Annotated in this window: 11 protein-coding genes; all 11 read left to right on the forward strand. The window is 42.7% G+C overall.

The features are described 5' to 3' along the window. Positions 1-51 precede the first annotated feature (51 nt). The 11 genes from VK179_03740 to VK179_03790 all read left to right on the forward strand — a co-directional run bounded on the left by VK179_03740 (position 52) and on the right by VK179_03790 (position 17465). Complete coding sequence (locus VK179_03740) at positions 52-756, forward strand: hypothetical protein (protein ID HLO57826.1); 705 nt, start codon at positions 52-54, stop codon at positions 754-756. A gap of 12 nt (positions 757-768) precedes the next feature. Beyond that, on the forward strand, positions 769-1623 hold the full coding sequence (locus tag VK179_03745; GenBank protein ID HLO57827.1) for a hypothetical protein: 855 nt from the start codon (positions 769-771) through the stop codon (positions 1621-1623). Positions 1624-1678: 55 nt separating this feature from the next. Continuing rightward, positions 1679-2440: a tetratricopeptide repeat protein gene (locus tag VK179_03750; protein ID HLO57828.1), complete on the forward strand. Its 762-nt coding sequence runs from the start codon at positions 1679-1681 to the stop codon at positions 2438-2440. Between the two features lie 336 nt (positions 2441-2776). Next, positions 2777-4780, forward strand: coding sequence for a glycosyltransferase (locus VK179_03755; protein ID HLO57829.1), 2004 nt, complete (start codon positions 2777-2779; stop codon positions 4778-4780). After that, the gene (locus VK179_03760; GenBank protein HLO57830.1) at positions 4758-6041 is read left to right on the forward strand and encodes a dihydrolipoamide acetyltransferase family protein; all 1284 of its coding nucleotides are present in this window, start codon (positions 4758-4760) and stop codon (positions 6039-6041) included. The genes VK179_03755 and VK179_03760 overlap by 23 nt, the downstream gene beginning before the upstream one ends. A gap of 226 nt (positions 6042-6267) precedes the next feature. Next, positions 6268-9567, forward strand: a complete 3300-nt coding sequence (locus VK179_03765; protein ID HLO57831.1) for a tetratricopeptide repeat protein — start codon at positions 6268-6270, stop codon at positions 9565-9567. Then, positions 9560-11554 carry an OmpA family protein gene (locus VK179_03770; GenBank protein HLO57832.1) on the forward strand — a complete coding sequence of 665 codons (1995 nt, stop codon included), beginning with the start codon at positions 9560-9562 and terminating at the stop codon, positions 11552-11554. The genes VK179_03765 and VK179_03770 overlap by 8 nt, the downstream gene beginning before the upstream one ends. A 90-nt stretch (positions 11555-11644) precedes the next feature. Next, a complete protein-coding gene (locus tag VK179_03775) occupies positions 11645-13546 on the forward strand; it encodes an OmpA family protein (GenBank protein ID HLO57833.1) in 1902 nt (633 codons plus the stop codon). Positions 13547-13552: 6 nt separating this feature from the next. Beyond that, the gene (locus VK179_03780) at positions 13553-14845 is read left to right on the forward strand and encodes a hypothetical protein (protein HLO57834.1); all 1293 of its coding nucleotides are present in this window, start codon (positions 13553-13555) and stop codon (positions 14843-14845) included. Next, the gene (locus VK179_03785; protein ID HLO57835.1) at positions 14845-15405 is read left to right on the forward strand and encodes a GNAT family N-acetyltransferase; all 561 of its coding nucleotides are present in this window, start codon (positions 14845-14847) and stop codon (positions 15403-15405) included. Before VK179_03780 ends, VK179_03785 begins: the two co-directional genes overlap by 1 nt. Positions 15406-15458: 53 nt before the next feature. Continuing rightward, a complete protein-coding gene (locus VK179_03790) occupies positions 15459-17465 on the forward strand; it encodes an SPOR domain-containing protein (protein ID HLO57836.1) in 2007 nt (668 codons plus the stop codon). The last annotated feature ends 2 nt before the right edge of the window (positions 17466-17467 follow it).

The following is a 17467-nucleotide window of genomic DNA, read 5'->3' on the forward strand; positions in this document are numbered from 1 at the left end:
TTACGGTTCATAAATTAAGGCTATTTTTGTAATACGCTAAAGCATATGCAAATGTTTCTGATTCGCTTTATTAAAGCTCTTCCAGCTGTTGCTTTTCTGAATCTCTCATTTTTATTGTATGCTCAGGAAGCAGGTACAGTGAAATATACGCCTGACTTTAAATTCAAGGAAGGTATCTATCTTAATTTTGACCAGGTCAAACGGAACGCCCCGATTTTAAAATCGCGGATTATTACCCAGGTGGCTTATGACAACCCTGATTTTTTTGAGCTGATCCTTAAGGAAAAAAAATTGCAGTTGTTTGATGACCTGGGGTCGAAGCAGGAAATACAAACCAAAAATATATGGGGGTTTTCACGTAACGGAGTTTTATATATCAACCTGAATGACGGCTATTTCCGTATAACCATCGTGGGAAATATCTGTCACTTTGTGGCCAGTATGACTACCTATAATTCCGACAGGTACCCGTATTACGGATACGGTTACCCCTATTATTACTCACCTTATTACTCGCCCTATTATTCACCTTATTCTTCAGGAAGCTCAAATGTTGAGATGAAACAGTTCCTGCTCGATTTTAAGACGGGAAACGTGCTTGAGTATAATGAAGAGAGCGTGGAATTGCTGCTGATGCCCGATCCGCAACTTCATGATGAATTTGCATCTTTAAGCAAAAAGAAACGTAAACAGATGAAATTTCTTTACATCCGGAAGTTTAATGAAAAAAATCCCTTATATTTTCCTGTAAGTTAAAAATAACCGGTTATGAAAAAACTCTCACTTTTTGTTTTTCTGCTATGTGCAGTGTTACAGATGCGTGCACAGGGATATGTTCCTTCACGTGAAGATGTGAATACCTTTTTTACAACCAAGACCCTCGTTGTTCTCGAAGATAATCCGCTGATGGAATATAATTCCATTATTAAAAAAGTGATGCAGCAGGAATGGAACATCACACCATTTGAATTTATAAGCAACAAGGAATTTGAAAGCAAACGGATGGATGCACAGTATTCCTTTATTTATATGTCGAAAGTTCAGTTTGAAGCTGATAAGACCGATGCTTCCTACCGGTTTCTGAATCTTTCACTTGGCGGCGATTATTTCCGTCTGAATGAAATGCCCGATATCGCATCAGTTCCTCTTGCCTATTATGATGTGGATGAAGAAGGATATGCTTACAAGCTTGGAATTCTGGTTCGTTTCCTGCAAAATCATGCAAAGCTGATTCATGAACATCCGGAAATCATTTCGGCCAATGTTTTCAAGCACTATAATGATAATATAAAAGATATAAAGGGTAAAACTTTATACCTGCTTCAGGATGAACTGGCTCCACAGGTAAACACCGAGGCAAAAATTAAAAAGGTATATCCCTTTCCGTTTAAGCTTGTTAGCATGGAGGATATTGAAGAAGCCATTGCCGACCGCAATCCTGATGTCGTTTTCCTTCATAAAGTGGGACCTGAGGGAACTAAGCTTGATGCCCGTTGCTATAACGTGATCATTGGCGCTGCAGATGCCATGTTCTATTATTTCGATTATCACCGGATCAGCGACAAGAATCCGGATGGCTTCCTGGAATCCGATTTCAGGAATCTGGTTAAAAAGGAGCAATAATAACGTGTTGTATACGAAAATTTAGTATTTTCAGATCAGCAAATCATTACACAATTTGAATTCCGGAATTAAAATATCGGTCCTGCTGTTGCTCATTTTTTCACTGTGTATGGAGGTTGTGGCACAGGATGAGGCCAGGATGGATGCCCTGCTTAAGGAGGCAGACGTCTTGATAGCGTCCGGTAATTTACCGGCTGCTCTTGAAAAAACAAAACAGGCAGTTGATATTTCACCTTCGTATCATCCTGCGGCTATTAAAGAAATCAATATTCTGTTCCTGATGAAGGATGAGAAGCAATCCATCAATATGGTGGATGATGCCATCCGAAAGTATCCTGATGTGGCCGGTTACTATTATATGCGCGGGATCATCAATAATGGACGGGCCCGGTACAGTAAAGCGCTTGATGATTTTTCAAGGGCAATAGAACTCAATCAGCAGGATATCCTTTACAGGTGTTACCTGGGCCGGGGTGTAAGCTATTATAACCTTCTTGAATATGAAAATGCACTGGCTGACCTTGCAGTGTCAATCCAGAAAAATGATACGGTTGCCAGTGCCTATTATACACGGGGCATAGTGAATTACGATATCAAGGATTATGAAGCGGCTGCAGAGGATTTCCAGAAATCGCTTCAGTATTCCGAAGGCAATGCAGCGTTGTATTTCAACCTTGGGATGTCGTATTACCGGCTTGAACAAAAAGACAAAGCCTGTCCAAACTTCAATAAAGCCTGTACCCTGGGAAACACCAATGCCTGTCGCATGTCACTGATGGAATGCGCCAAGGCAATACCGAGCCCAAGTAAGAAGTAAGTAAGGTCGTCATTGCGAGGAGCCTGACAATGTTACAGCATAGGACAATGTAACTGCGACGAAGCAATCTGCCCGCACAGGAAGTCCATAGCTAAAAGCACCAAACGCAAATCATCAGTATATCTGAATTTTACATTGGTCTGTCTTTGGTAAGTACTGCCGGTGCGGGCAGATTGCTTCGTCGACTTTTGATCGTACTATAATCATTTATTGTTCACGCTCCTCGCAATGACGGGCGTTGTTCATCCAGTATCCAGTAACCAACATCCAGTATCCAGCATCCAGTATCCAGTATCCAACATCCAGCATCTGCCTTCTTTTTTACTATCTTTGGGCATGGACCTGTCAGTAATCATTGTCAATTACAACGTCAAATACTTTCTTGAGCAGTGCCTGCATTCGGTTATGAAAGCCATTGAAGGCATAAGGGCTGAGGTATTTGTTGTTGACAATCATTCGGCTGACGGTTCGGTACAAATGGTCCGTGATAAGTTTCCTGATGTTAAACTCATTGCCAACGCAGTGAATGCCGGTTTTGCAAAGGCCAATAACCAAGCGGTCAGGATGGCAACCGGACGTTATGTACTTTTGTTGAATCCCGATACCGTTGTGCAGGAGGATTCATTTACTTCGTGCATCAGTTATATGGATTCAAACCCTGATGCCGGATGCCTGGGCGTTAAAATGATAGACGGTAAGGGAAGATTTCTTCCCGAATCGAAAAGAGCTTTACCTACACCCGCAGTTGCCTTTTATAAAATCTTCGGTCTCTCGGCCCTTTTCCCCCATTCGCATCGTTTCGGAAAGTATCATTTAGGGTTTCTCGACAAGGATAAAATTCATGATGTGGATGTTATATCCGGCGCGTACATGTTTATGCGCCGCTCGGCGCTCGAGAAAACAGGGTTGCTCGATGAAACCTTTTTCATGTACGGTGAAGACATTGATATGTCGTACCGTTTCAATCTCGCCGGTTTCAGGAACGTGTATTATCCGCGAACAACAATTATCCATTACAAAGGCGAAAGCACACGAAAAGGAAGTATTAATTACGTGCTTGTTTTCTACAGGGCTATGATCATTTTTGCCCAAAAACATTTTAAGGGTAACTCATTTCGGCTTTATTCCTTTTTAATCCACCTGGCCATTTATTTCAGGGCCGGTTTTTCAATATTGACGAGGTTTATCTCCGGAACAATTACCGCGGTCTTCGATGCACTGCTGATCTATTGTGGTTTCCTGTTTATTCTTCCGTTATGGGAGCAGCATCATTTTGGTTACCGGGGTTATTATCCCTCTGAATATCTTAGCTTTGCTGTTCCCTCCTATATTTTCATCTGGCTGGTTTCAATCTACTTTACAACAGGCTATGATAAAAAAGTAAAATTAAATGACCTTGTCAGGGGTGTGCTTATGGGATCACTTGTGATCCTTGTGATCTATGCCCTTTTACCCGAAACATGGCGATTTTCAAGAGCTTTGATTGTTTTGGGAAGTTTTTGGGTGATTATTTCAACAATTTTAACAAGGTATTTGTTACATATCCTTAATAAAGGAGCTTTTTCACTTGAAATTTCCCGGAAAAAAAAGCGGATCATTATTATCGGCGATACCCAGGAGGGCGAAAGAGTGTATTCAATAATAAAGCAGACACAGGTTTTGCCTGAACTCGTAGGTTATGTTGATCCCTTCTCCGGGGGGAATATAAGATCAATTGGGCATCTCGATCAGATTGATGAGATTGTGAGAATAAACCAGGTAGACGAACTCATTTTTTGCTCAGCCTCAGTGAGTTCAGAGCAGATTATCCGCACCATGTTAAGGTTCAACGACAGCGGCCTGGAATTTAAAATAGCCCCTCCTGCAAGCCTTTCCGTGATCGGAAGCAATTCAATCGATACAACCGGTGAATTATATGTATTGCATTTCAACACCCTGTCGCGTAAGTCAAGCAGGCACAAAAAGCGGTTTCTTGATGTAGTGATCTCAATTCTTTTCCTTGTGTTCTCTCCTGTTATGCTGTTTATGGTAAGGAACAAGCCGGGTTATTTCAGAAATGCCTTCAGCGTGCTGGCGGGTTTCAGTTCGTGGGTGGGCTATTATGGCTCAACCGGGGGCGAGCATCCCGGACTTCCAAAAATTAAAAAGGGGATACTTACTCCGGTGGACGGCATGATCCCGGGTGCTGAACTGGTAAACCAGATGAATCTCTCATATGCCAAGGATTACAGGCTGACCAATGACCTGAGGATTATTGCACATAACCTAAAAAACCTGGGACAAGATAGTTCTTCTGTTAACCATACTGAAACCGCATTTGGAAAAGAAAGGAAAATATGAGCTTGTTTTGCCCGCAATGGGCGAAGGCATAATAGAGGCTACCATTACAAAATGGCTTGTTTCCGTGGGCCAGCATATAGTGAAAGATCAGCCCCTTGTTGAAGTGGCTACCGATAAAGTGGATTCGGAAATCCCGTCGCCTGTTGAAGGTTCAATAGGAAAACTGGTATATCGCGAAGGGGAAATACCGAAGGTGGGCGAAGTGATCGCCCTGATTGAAACAGCAGGCAGTGCTGCTGAAACCCTTGATATCACAGGTTCACGTATTTCATCCGGCTTAGCGGAATCCCAGGTAACAACATCCGCTCCGGCCCGCCAGTATAAAGAGGGAGAAGAGACACAAATTACGCCCTTAATCCGCATGCTGGCAAAACAAAGAGGGATTACATCTTCTGAACTGAGTTTGGTGCAGGGTACGGGTGAAGGGAATACCGTTACAAAAGACGACCTGAATCAGTATCTCATTAGCAGGCCGCTGCTTAACGGCGAATCCGGCAACCGGTTTATTCCTGTGAAGAGTGCTGAAACCCGGGCAACGCCTGAAATTATAAATGCCGGTGCGGATGATGAGGTGATTGAAATGGACAGGATGCGGAAGATCATTGCCTCACACATGACAGCCTCAAAGCAGATTGCCGCTCATGTTACATCATTCCTCGAGGCAGATGTCACAGCCCTTGTAAAATGGAGAGAAACTCATAAAGACGAATTTTATAAAAACGAAGGCACAAAATTCACTTACACTCCTGTATTTATTGAAGCCGTAGTGAGGGCACTTAAGCAATTTCCGCGAATTAACGTCACTGTCGCCGGGGATTCAATCATCATTCATAAAGGAATTCATATAGGGGTGGCCACAGCACTGGCTGACGGCAACCTGATAGTACCTGTAATCCGTAATGCCGACCGTGAGAATATCGGGGGACTGGCACGGCGGCTGACTGATTTGGCTGCAAGGGCCCGGAACGGTGGCCTTCTGCCGGAAGAGGTCAGGGGAGGCACGTTTACAATCACCAATATAGGTCAATATAACAATCTCACCGGTACACCGATAATTAATCAACCGGAGTCTGCAATCCTTGCTTTCGGCACCATTCTCAAAAAACCATGGGCAGTAAAAACACCTGAGGGTTATGGAGTGGCGGTACGTGACATTATGATGCTCGCGTTATCTTACGATCACCGTGTTATTGACGGGGCGCTTGGCGGAAGCTTCCTAAGTGCGGTGGCTAAATACCTGGAAGGGTTTGAAAACGTTTGAAAGGTTTCATGTTGTTTCATGTCAAAGTTGTTCCAAATGGTTCCAAATGGTTCCAAATGATACGCATTGCGATAAACAAAACAATATAAACGCGAAGCATGAAACGCGAAGCATGAAACAATATGAAACGCAAAGCGCAGTCTGTTGATAAATACCCCATCATAACTACCGGATCATACTTGCGTATATTGATTAATTATTAAATTTGTTTGTCATAATCATAATTATGAAACCCTATTCTGTATTCCAGCCAAAATTGATAGCTTTTATTTTTTTATTACTTCTTCCTGCAATGATATTTTGCCAGGATGAAGAAAAAATAAGAAGCTTATTTGTAGAGGCAGAATCCTATTTTCTTTTCGAAGAATATAAGGATGCTTTGCCGCTTTACCAGCGTATACTTGCCGTTAACCCCGATAACTACAACATCAGTTATAAAATTGGTATTTGTTACCTGAATGATAACTACCAGAAATCAAAATCGACAAGCTACCTTGAGAAAGCGGTCAAAGGAACCAGCGCTCAGAGCAAGCCTACAAGCTTCAAGGAAACCAAAGCCCCGCTTGAGGCGCTCTATTACCTGGGTAATGCGTACAGGGTGAATAACCGTCTTAAAGACGCAATTGAAGCGTATGAACAATTTAAGCTCGTGCTTGATCCCGCAGTCTATGATGTGGCTCTTGTGGATGAACAGATCAGCGCCTGTAAGATAGCTGCCGAACAGCAGCGGAATCCGATGTATTTTATTTCGAACAGCCTGGGAAATAAGATCAATGACCGTTTTGAAGAAAGCAATCCTGTTGTTTCAGGTGATGAGACAGTGATTGCATTTACCCGTAAACTCCAGTTCTATGATGCCGTGTTTGTAAGTCGCAAGGTTAACGGAGAATGGACCGACCCTGTGAATCTTACGCAGGATTTTGCCGTTGACGGCAATACATATACAACCGGGCTTTCATACGACGGTGATGATATTTACGTATACCGCAGTGATAATTTTGACGGCAATCTCTATACAAGCCATTATAAAAATGGCAAATGGTCCAAACTGGATAAGCTCAACGGGAATATTAACACCAAGTATTGGGAATCAGCTGCCTCGGTATCAAAGGACGGAAAAACGCTTTATTTCACCAGCAACCGTGAAGGCGGATATGGCGGTCTGGATATTTATAAATCCCAGAAAGGCCGGAATGGTGAATGGGGGCCTGCCGTAAATCTTGGTCCGGTTATCAATTCAAAATACAATGAGGAAACTCCGTTTATCACTGATGATGAAAGCACATTGTATTTCAGTTCGATGGGCCATTACAATATGGGTGGCTATGATATTTTCTACAGTACAAGGCTTGATAACGGACAGTGGTCTAAACCTGTAAACGCCGGGTATCCCCTGAATACAACCGCAGATGATATTTTCTTCTTTCCTCTTCGTGACGGTGCTTTTGCCTATTATTCAAAATATGATCCGGTCAATTCTCTGGGAATGGCGGATATATACAGACTTGAAGTTTTTACAGCACTGCATCCCAGGAAATTTATCCTGAACGGTGTGGCCCATGTTGACGGCAAAGTGAATCCTACATACACACGTTACACAGCCTCGCTGATTGACTCCCGCACAGGCAAAACAATTGATCAGATAAAGCTGAATCCGGATGGTACCTTTAAACTGGATGCCCTGGCAGGCGATTTTAAGCTTGAAATAAGCGGAGAAGGTATTGCTGATAAGACAGAAGCCCTTACAATACCGGTTAACAACCCGTCAAATATCATTGCTCATTCCTCATTGCTCACTCCATCATCTGAATCAACGGCTTCGGCAATTATTCCGCAACCGGTAATTGAAACTTTCGGTTACAAAGGACCTGAAATGAATATTCCGGTTGTTAGTTACAATGTAACGACCAATGAGCCCATTCCGATCCGCATCAATCTCGACAGGAATACAAAACTGAAAATCGCCACCATAATTGATGGCAAACTTGTTAAAAATGAAGCGATCAGCAACAGGCGTAACCATATTGTTTATATGTTTACACCTGAACCGGGCGTAAATACGCTGCATTTTACTCTTACTGATAATAAAGGTGACAGCACGGTAAGAGATGTAACCGTGATCTATACACCTGAGGAGAATATTGCAGCTCCGGTTATGGCAGAAAAGCAACCACCCCTTTCCGATAGCGACCGTTACTCGGGATTGAGTTCTCTTACCCGGGGAAAATTGCAGGATTACCTGAAAACACTGGATTTGACTCACTTCAAATCGATTTCAGAATTATATGATTTCCTTATTGCCCATTCCGGTGAAATCGGTTATTCCATTCAGGACGTGGACAACCTGATGATTAAATTCCTTTCGCAGAAAAACCTGAATTTCTTCTTTGATGAAATGAAAAAGCAGGCTTCGGACAGCCTGTCAAAATCGATTGAAAATACGAATCTTAAGGATAACGGGATTTACACTGCAGATGCATTTGTGGATCACCTCTATAGTAAAGCCGATAAAGCCGACAGTGTCAATTTTACACTGAATGACATCAGGGATGCACTTTATAAAATTGCCGCTCTTGACCGGAATCCGCATGAACTGCTGAACCTTTTCGAATCGTATGCTGAAGGTGAACTGGGAGTGAAATTGAAAACAATGAATGGTAACTGGAAAAATTACAGCACCACTCTCCAGGTTGCTGATGAAATATGGTCGGGCACATTGAAAAACGAATTTCCTGTTGAGCAACTCAAGTCAATGCTTAAGTTGGCTGCTGAAGATCTTAACATGAATTTCCTACAACAGGGCCTGATATTTATTTCATCCGATAATCTTAAGAATTCATTACTTGATCTCAACCTTGAATCAGCAGGCATAAGAAACTCACAGGACTTCATAACCCATATGCTTAATGATGCTGAAAAGGGCAAGTATTCTAAACGTGAACTTCTTGAAAACATTGAAAAGGTTAGAAATGATCCGTACTATTTTGTTGACCTCTTCAGGAAGATGCTGGTTGAAAAAGCCACAGGTTCGCTTAAAGAGTTCATCCAGGAAATTGATATCAGGGGACTTCAGATCAATACGTTTGAGCAACTTGTCGATTACCTGCTTAACCAGTCGCAGTTCCACGATTACAATCGTGAGATGGTGTACCAGCTTCTGATCGATCTTATCAATCCTAAAAATGTTGCTGAATTCATTGAGCTTTTAAGAAAGTATGCCGATAACCGTATCCTTGAAGCCATAAATGCCACAGATCCTTCGCAGTTCTCAAAACCTGTTGAAGTGATGCAATACCTTCTGTCGGTTGCTGATCAGTATAATTACACAGAAAGAGATCTTCTCAGGATACTCCTTAAAATGGTACTCAGCAAAGGTCCTTCTGCCGGCATGGTTGAAGAAAAGCAAGGCTGGCTGGCACGGATCGACAAGCCTGCACTGGTCACATCGCTGATTATTGTTAACGGCATTGTCATCCTGTTGCTCATTATATTCTTATTACGTCGCAAAAAGCGTAAAAATGAATAGAATTTATACTATTCTGTTACTGGTATTCCTGGTGCCATTTTCAGTGGAAGCACAAAAAATTGTGCCGAACCCTGATGACCTGTATTCGGATGCAACGGAATTCATAATTTCAGGAGATTATAATGAAGCTCTTTATATATTTCTGTCATTGCACGATAAAGGCTATAAAACAGCCAATATCTGCTACAAAATTGGCGAGTGCTATCTGAATATTGCCGGTGCTAAGACAAAGGCATTACCCTGGCTGGAAAAGGCCATTCAGAATCATTCTGACCGTTATAAAGGCACTTCGCTCCAGGAAGAATATGCTCCTTCAAAAGCGCTGTTGTATATGGGTATAGCCTGCCGGCTTAATTACGACTTCGACAGGGCGATCCGCTACTTCAATGATTATCTTAATACACTTGATGATACCGATGCAGACAACCGCAAACTGGTCGAATACCATATAGAGAGATGTCTGAATGCCCGGGAACTCATTGCTTCTCCGGCCTTGTTTAATACTGACACTTTACCCGATGTAATTAATACCGTTTATTCGAATTTCAATCCACTGGTTTCAACCGGTGAAAACAAGCTGTTTTATATGAATCAGCTTAAATTCTACGATGCGGTTATGCTGGCCGGTAAGATAAACGGCACATGGAATGAACCGGATAATCTTACACCAAAAATCCAGTCAGACGGGGATCATTATTTAACCGGTTTATCAGCTGACGGAACCACCTTACTGCTCACCGCTTATGATCCTTACAAGTCGGGTGAAATTTATATAACAAGGCAAACTGGCGAAGAATGGACTGCCCTGCAGAAAGTCGAAGGAAATGTTAATACTGTATTTAATGAAACACATGCCTCCTTGTCGCCGGATGGTAAAACACTTTATTTTACAAGCGACAGGAAAGGCGGTTATGGAGGGCTGGATATTTACATTAGTACAGCGGATGCAGACGGGAAGTGGCAGGAACCCCGGAATCTCGGGCCCCTGATAAACACCGCTTATAACGAAGAATCACCGTTTGTTTCATCCGACGGCAGCAAGCTTTATTTCAGTTCTCAGGGCCATTATAATATGGGTGGCTATGATGTATTTGTTTCCTCTAAAGACACCCATGGAAAATGGCTGTCACCTGTTAACATCGGTTATCCGCTTAATACTACGGATGATGATATGTTCTATTTCCCTCTGGATTCAGGATATGTTGCATACCAGTCGCGGTTTGAGGGCTCTTCAACACAGCAGGATATAGTCCGGCTTTTGGTTAAAGCATTTGGAAAACCCATACGCTTTTTGGTTGGCGGAAAAATGGATGTTATAGCTGATTCCGGCTTCCAGGCGGAAAACATAAGTGTTTCGTTTTTGAGCAAACCCCGTATGGATACCCTGGCTTCTGTAAGACTTAATCCAGATGGATCCTTTAGCCAGAAGGTTGCCTCAGGATCGTATCTTGTTAATTTCTCTGATCATTCAAACATACTGCTTTCAAAAAATCTGTCCATTCCGGATAATTTTCCCGGCAACAGACTGGTCCTAAGTGATAAAATTTCGGTGCCCCGATTGGAAAAGAAATGTGATACCCTTTACATATCCGATATCCGTTTTGGATTTGACCAGAGTAAACCCGATAAAAACAGCCTGTCCCAGCTTGATTCACTTATTTATGTCATGAGCCGGTATCCACAGTGCAATCTTGAAATTATCGGGTACACCGATGCAATTGGAGGCGACGCCTACAATCTGAAATTATCAAAAAACAGGGCCGGAAACATTAAGGATTATATGCTTACCCGCATAGCATCACAACGCATTATGGTTAACGGTTACGGTGAAAGCAATGCCGTGGCCCCCAATAATCATGCTGACGGAAGTGATTTCCCCGAAGCAAGGCAATTTAACCGTCGGGCGGAACTTATTCTTCTTAATCTTCCTGATTCTGTTTGCATAACAAAACTTATAGACATACCGTCTGAACTAAGGCTGAGGTAGACACGGGCATCCTCACCCACATTTCGCGAAGGTATTTTGGGTTACCTATCGTTAAATTATTAAATTTGCTATATTATAAAACCTCCGCACATGAAAACGGTTTTGTTAGTTTTTTTTATCCTTCTCCTCATCATTCCCCTTAAAGCTCAAGAAAAAAGCCCCGCTGAACTGAAAGAATTATTTTATGATGCGGAATTCTTTTTCGCCCAGGAAGAATACCTGGATGCTTTATACGATTACCAGTCAATTTACACCAGCGGATACAAGGATAACGCGAACATCAATTACCGTATGGGGATTTGTTATCTGAATATTCCCGGTCAGAAAGAAAAATCAATCGGATATCTCCTGGAAGCTGTTAAAAATACAGGCCGTAAATATAACGAATCGATCAATCAAAAAAATGCTCCGTTTGACGCCTGGCTTTTCCTTGGCAATGCATACAGGGTAAACAACAAGCTTTCCGATGCCATTGCTACCTATACTAAATACAAGGAGCTCGCCGGTTCAACAGAGGATATTAAATATGCCGACCAACAAATTACTGCCTGCAACACAGCCATTAAATTCATGGCGAATCCGGTGAGTGTGAAATTCACAAACCTGGGTGATTCAGTTAACGGAACGTCTTCAAATTTCAAAGCTGTTGTTTCTGGTAACGGTAAAGTGATATTGTATATGAATGAGCTGCCTTTTTATAATGCGGTTTATTTTTCCAAACTTACCCTTCACGGCTGGTCATCCCCTGTCAATATTACACCCCAGATTCAGTCCGACGGCGATCAGTACGTCACTTCAGTTTCATATGACGGTATGACGTTATACCTTACCCGTGAAGATCCCTTTAACAGCGACATTTTTGTAAGTCATTTCATCAATGGTGTGTGGTCGAAATCTGTTCCTGTTGCCGGAACTAACGTTAATACAAAGTTCTGGGAATCACATGCTTCTGTCTCAAAAGACGGTAGTACGCTCTTCTTTACAAGCAACCGTAAGGGTGGTTATGGTGAAATGGATATATACAAATCGGTGAGGCAGACTGACGGTAACTGGGGTGAACCGATAAACCTGGGCCCGAACGTCAATACTGCGCTTAATGAGGATACTCCTTTTATTACCGACAACGACAGTCTCCTTTACTTCAGTTCTCAGGGTCATGAGAATATGGGAGGATATGATATCTTTGTCTGCAAAACTGCTCCGGACGGCTGGTCAAGTCCCGAAAACATAGGTTATCCTGTAAATACAACCGATGATGATCTTTTCTTCTATCCATGGAATAATGATCATGTTGCCTTTGTTTCCCGTATCCTCGAAGACAGTCATGGAAAAGAAGATGTATACGCCTTGCAGAAAATTGGTGCACCGGATATCAATACAGTACTTGCCGATCATATCCGCTCAGAGCAGCCGAAGGTAAAAGAGGAAACTTCACCTTCTGTTGCACAGATACCGGTTGCCCAACCCGAAACCGCCCCTATAGTAAAGGCTGCTGAAACTCCCACCGCCGAAGTTGCTCCCGCTGCTAAGCCTGCTAATGTAAAGACAGTTCCCGAAGCGGAAACCATTATCCTCAAACCGGAGATAGAACTTGACCCTGTATATTTTGGGTTCGATAACTTCCTTGTAAATGATAACGGCAAACTGCAACTTCATAAAGTTTTCAGGTTTTTGCTTGACAACCCGGGAGCAAGTGTAAAACTTACGGGCCATGCCGATTCAAAGGGTCCTGAAGACTATAACCTGAAACTATCGCAAAAAAGAGCTGATGCAGCTAAAAAATACCTGACCGGGCTTGGAATTGACCCATCGCGAGTGGAAGCCATCGGCATGGGTGAAAGCGATTTTGCAGCGGTGAATGCAAATGCCGACGGAACGGACAATCCTGAAGGCAGACATTATAACAGGAGGGTTGAATACGAAATATCAAGCCCGAAGCCGGTGGATGTTCGTGTGACACCAGTACCTGAAAACCTTAAATACAAGAAGTAATTTCAAATGCGTATTCTTTTGGTTTTCATTTTCTTCCTGCTGGTCCTCCAGCTGAACTCACAGACCAGGGAACAGAAGAGGGAATACTTCGATGATGGCATTTATTTTTTAACAAGAAGCGATCCTGAAGAAGCTGCCTTTAACTTCAGGAAACTTGTTGATGCCTATCCCGAAAACAGTCATTTTAATTTTAAGCTCGGAGAATGTTATATGAATATTCCCGGCAGTGAGCAGCTTGCTGTACACTGTTTTGAAGTAGCCATTAAACATACAACCGATAAAAAGAAATATCGAGACCGCGACTTTGATGAAACCAAAGCACCACTTCATGCATGGTTTTATCTTGGCAATGTATATCGTATGGTGGGCCGGCTTGATGATGCCATGAACGCGTATAACACATTCATCAATTCACCTTTGTACTACGGTAATTACAACCTGAATGTGGTTGAAAATGAAATCAAGTCATGCGAACGTGCCAAAATTATCATGGACAGTCCCGTTGACGCTCTGATTGAACCGGAAGACAGCGTTGTCAACACGCCGGCATCCGAAGTGTATCCTGTAATTTCAGCCGACGGCAATTCCATGGTTTTTATACGTAAACTTAAGTTTTATGACGCCATCCTGTATGTAAGGAAAAACGGAACATCCTGGACACCTCCCGAAAATCTGAATCCGCTGATAGGTTCAGATGGCGAATTTTACCCTGTTTCGTTTTCACATGACGGGAATACACTCTACCTGGTGAGAAAAACACTTGAGAATAAAGACATTTATGTTTCATACAGGCAAAACAATATCTGGGGCAAAGCTGAATCCCTGGGCAACAATATCAATACGCTTGCCGAGGAAACATGGGCCTGCGAAACATCTGACGGAAAAGAACTGTGGTTTGCAAGCGCACGGAAAGGTGGTTTAGGCGGACTGGATATTTATTTTAGTATGCCGGGCAAGGACGGTAAATGGGGCAAGCCCCGCAATGCCGGAAAAATAATCAATACGGCCTTTGATGAGGATTGTCCGGCCCTTTCAATTGGCGACAGCGTGCTCTTTTTCAGTTCAAAAGGTCACTACAGTATGGGCGGTTTCGATATTTTCTATGTGATTAAAGACGGGAAAACGTGGAAAACGCCTGTTAACATAGGGTATCCCATTAACAACACACTGGATAATTATGGCTATTTACCGGAACAGAATGGAAAAGCCGGTGTTTATTCTTTTGTAAAACAATCAGAACCCGGAAATTCAGAAGATGTATACCGTGTTGTTCTGCGGTCAAATTATCCAATTCCGTGATGAAAGAAACAGAGATCATTCTCAGGGCTCCTGAACCGGCTGATGTGGATTTGTTATATAAGTGGGAAAATGATCCTGAAATCTGGAAAGTGAGCAACACCATCACGCCTTTCTCAAAATACATACTTGAAAAATATATCGAGAATGCTCATCTCGACATCTACCAGGTACGGCAGTTAAGGCTGATGATTGATGTAAAAACAGGAGATTCACGTGCCAGAACAATCGGAACCATTGACCTTTTCGACTTTGATCCTTACCACCTGAGGGCTGGTGTGGGCATTCTGATTGGTGACAGAAGCGACAGGAATAAGGGTTTTGCAACGCAGGCGCTGAAGCTTTTTGTTACTTATTGCTTTGAAACGTTGCAATTACATCAGCTATTTTGTAATATTACGACGAATAATGCGGATAGTCTCAGGCTTTTTAAAAAATGCGGATTCAGAGTGACCGGCCGGAAAGCCGACTGGTTAAAGACAAGCAAGGGATTTGTTGAAGAATTGATGCTTCAGCTGATTAATAAACCTGATACTGACCTTAAGATTACCAAACCATCCTGACCCGGACAGAGAGTATTCTTTGTTTTAAAATATGATTTTTTAAACGTGTTAAAATGGGGAGGATACCCGTTTTTGTAATAGTTGGAATTCTGTTTTTCAACCTGCCAAAATTACTGGCACAGGATGAATCTGCGATTCGCCCGATTATAAAGGCAGAAGATCAGAAAAAGCTCGATAAAGCTGCTGATTACAAATCCCAGGCCGATAAACTCACAGGTGAGGCCAATGATCTGAACATGCAGGTTTTCACGGTGCAGGGTGATCAAACCCTTGATCAGAAAGCTATTGACAAAAAAGTTAAACAACTTGAAGATCAGGCACTACAGAAACAGACTAACGCATCCGCATTATACGAAAAATGCAATGAAATAAAGTTTTCACTTTACAGGAAATACATTGATACGTTCTGGAAAACTCATCAAAACCAGGAATCGGATTATCTCAATGCAAAACTTCTTGAAGAACAGTCATCTGACAATTACTTTCAGGCTATAAGCTACCGTATTGAAGCCAAAAAAATGGACGGTTTTGCCCGGATTGAAAAACTCATCGAAGCGCTGAACCTTGAAAATCAGGCGATACAGAAGCAAATTACAGCACTGGCACAATATAATAATATAACGCTTGCGGAAACACCGGCTCTGGAGACTCCCGCAGCAGAGACGCAAAATGTTGCATCTGAGCAGGAAACACAATTGGATGCAGCTGAGCAGGAAATGCAATTGGATGCCTCTGTACCGGATACACAATCCATTACCCCTGTTGCGGCAGTTCCAAATCAATCCGAATCTCCAGCCAATGAGCAGGTCATTGAAGAGACATTCAAGCAGGAATCTGGAAAGATCAATGCATTAACCCCTTCCGATTCAGGTCTTCCGAACGGTGTAACGGTGAACCAGGCAATGATTGATTCTTACAACCAGTATATCTCAACAGGGCAAATGTCAGATACCGCTCTTTCCACAGGAGCTTTTGCAGGATTGAATTCTTTCGATCACGACAGGGTTTTGCAATTGTGGTATGATTATATTTATGGTAACGGCACCCTGGAAACTCCGGAAACCGCTGCGGTAGACTCTGCCGGTGAAACTGAAAAGCAGGTTACGGTGGTTACTCCTGAACGTACATCGCAGCCTGAAAAAGAAATTGGTATAGTAACCGATGAAAACGTTGGGAAACTTATTCCCGCCGATGATGAGGTGATTTACAGGGTTCAGGTTGCAGCCAACCGGAACCAGTTGTCACAACGTGCGCTCAGCCGGATGTATTACGGGAACAAGAACGTTGAAATGATTAATGAAAATGGATGGTACAAATATTCTGTCGGTGATTTCAACTCGTATGATGAAGCCAGCCGGTTCAGAAAGTCAAGCGGCATCAGCAGTGCCTTTGTAGTGGCATACAGAAAAGGTACAAGATTTAAAGCAACCCCGGTAAATGCTTCTGCAGATTCTGTTCCGGGTGCAGGTGAAATTATTTCTTCAGTCGGCGCAGCCAAATTACCGGGTGGTCTTATCTTCCGCATCCAGGTGGCAGCCTCCAGGGCGCCGCTTACGGTCAGCCAGCTGAAGATAATTTACAGCGGCAGTTATCCAGTCGAAATGATTCGTGAGGACAGATGGTACAAATACCAGTTTATGGGTGTCAGGAATTATTCGGATGCCGTCGAAATCGTAAAGAATGTCAATTCAACCGGTGCATTTATAGTGGCTTATGAAGACGGTGTAAAAATAAACCTGGCCGATGCGGTCAGAAAGAACAAAAATCAGATTAAATCAGGCGAAAGGCGTGATGATGCCATGGATGTTGAATATCATGTTCAGCTTGCTGCATCGCGACTGGCGCTGCCTGCAAATGAAATATCCATGCTGTGGGGTAATCCCGAAAATATTGCCGTAGTGTATGAAGAAGGTTGGTACAAATACCACATTAAGGCTGGAAATTCTGTTGAGGAGGCTGAACGCGTTAAAGCCGACTGTAAGATTCCTGGTGCCTTTATTACGGCTTATCGAAAAGCAACCAAAATCACGTATTACCAAGCTTTACACAAGAAAAACTAAAA

The organism is Bacteroidales bacterium (assembly GCA_035299085.1).
GTDB lineage: Bacteria > Bacteroidota > Bacteroidia > Bacteroidales > UBA10428 > UBA5072.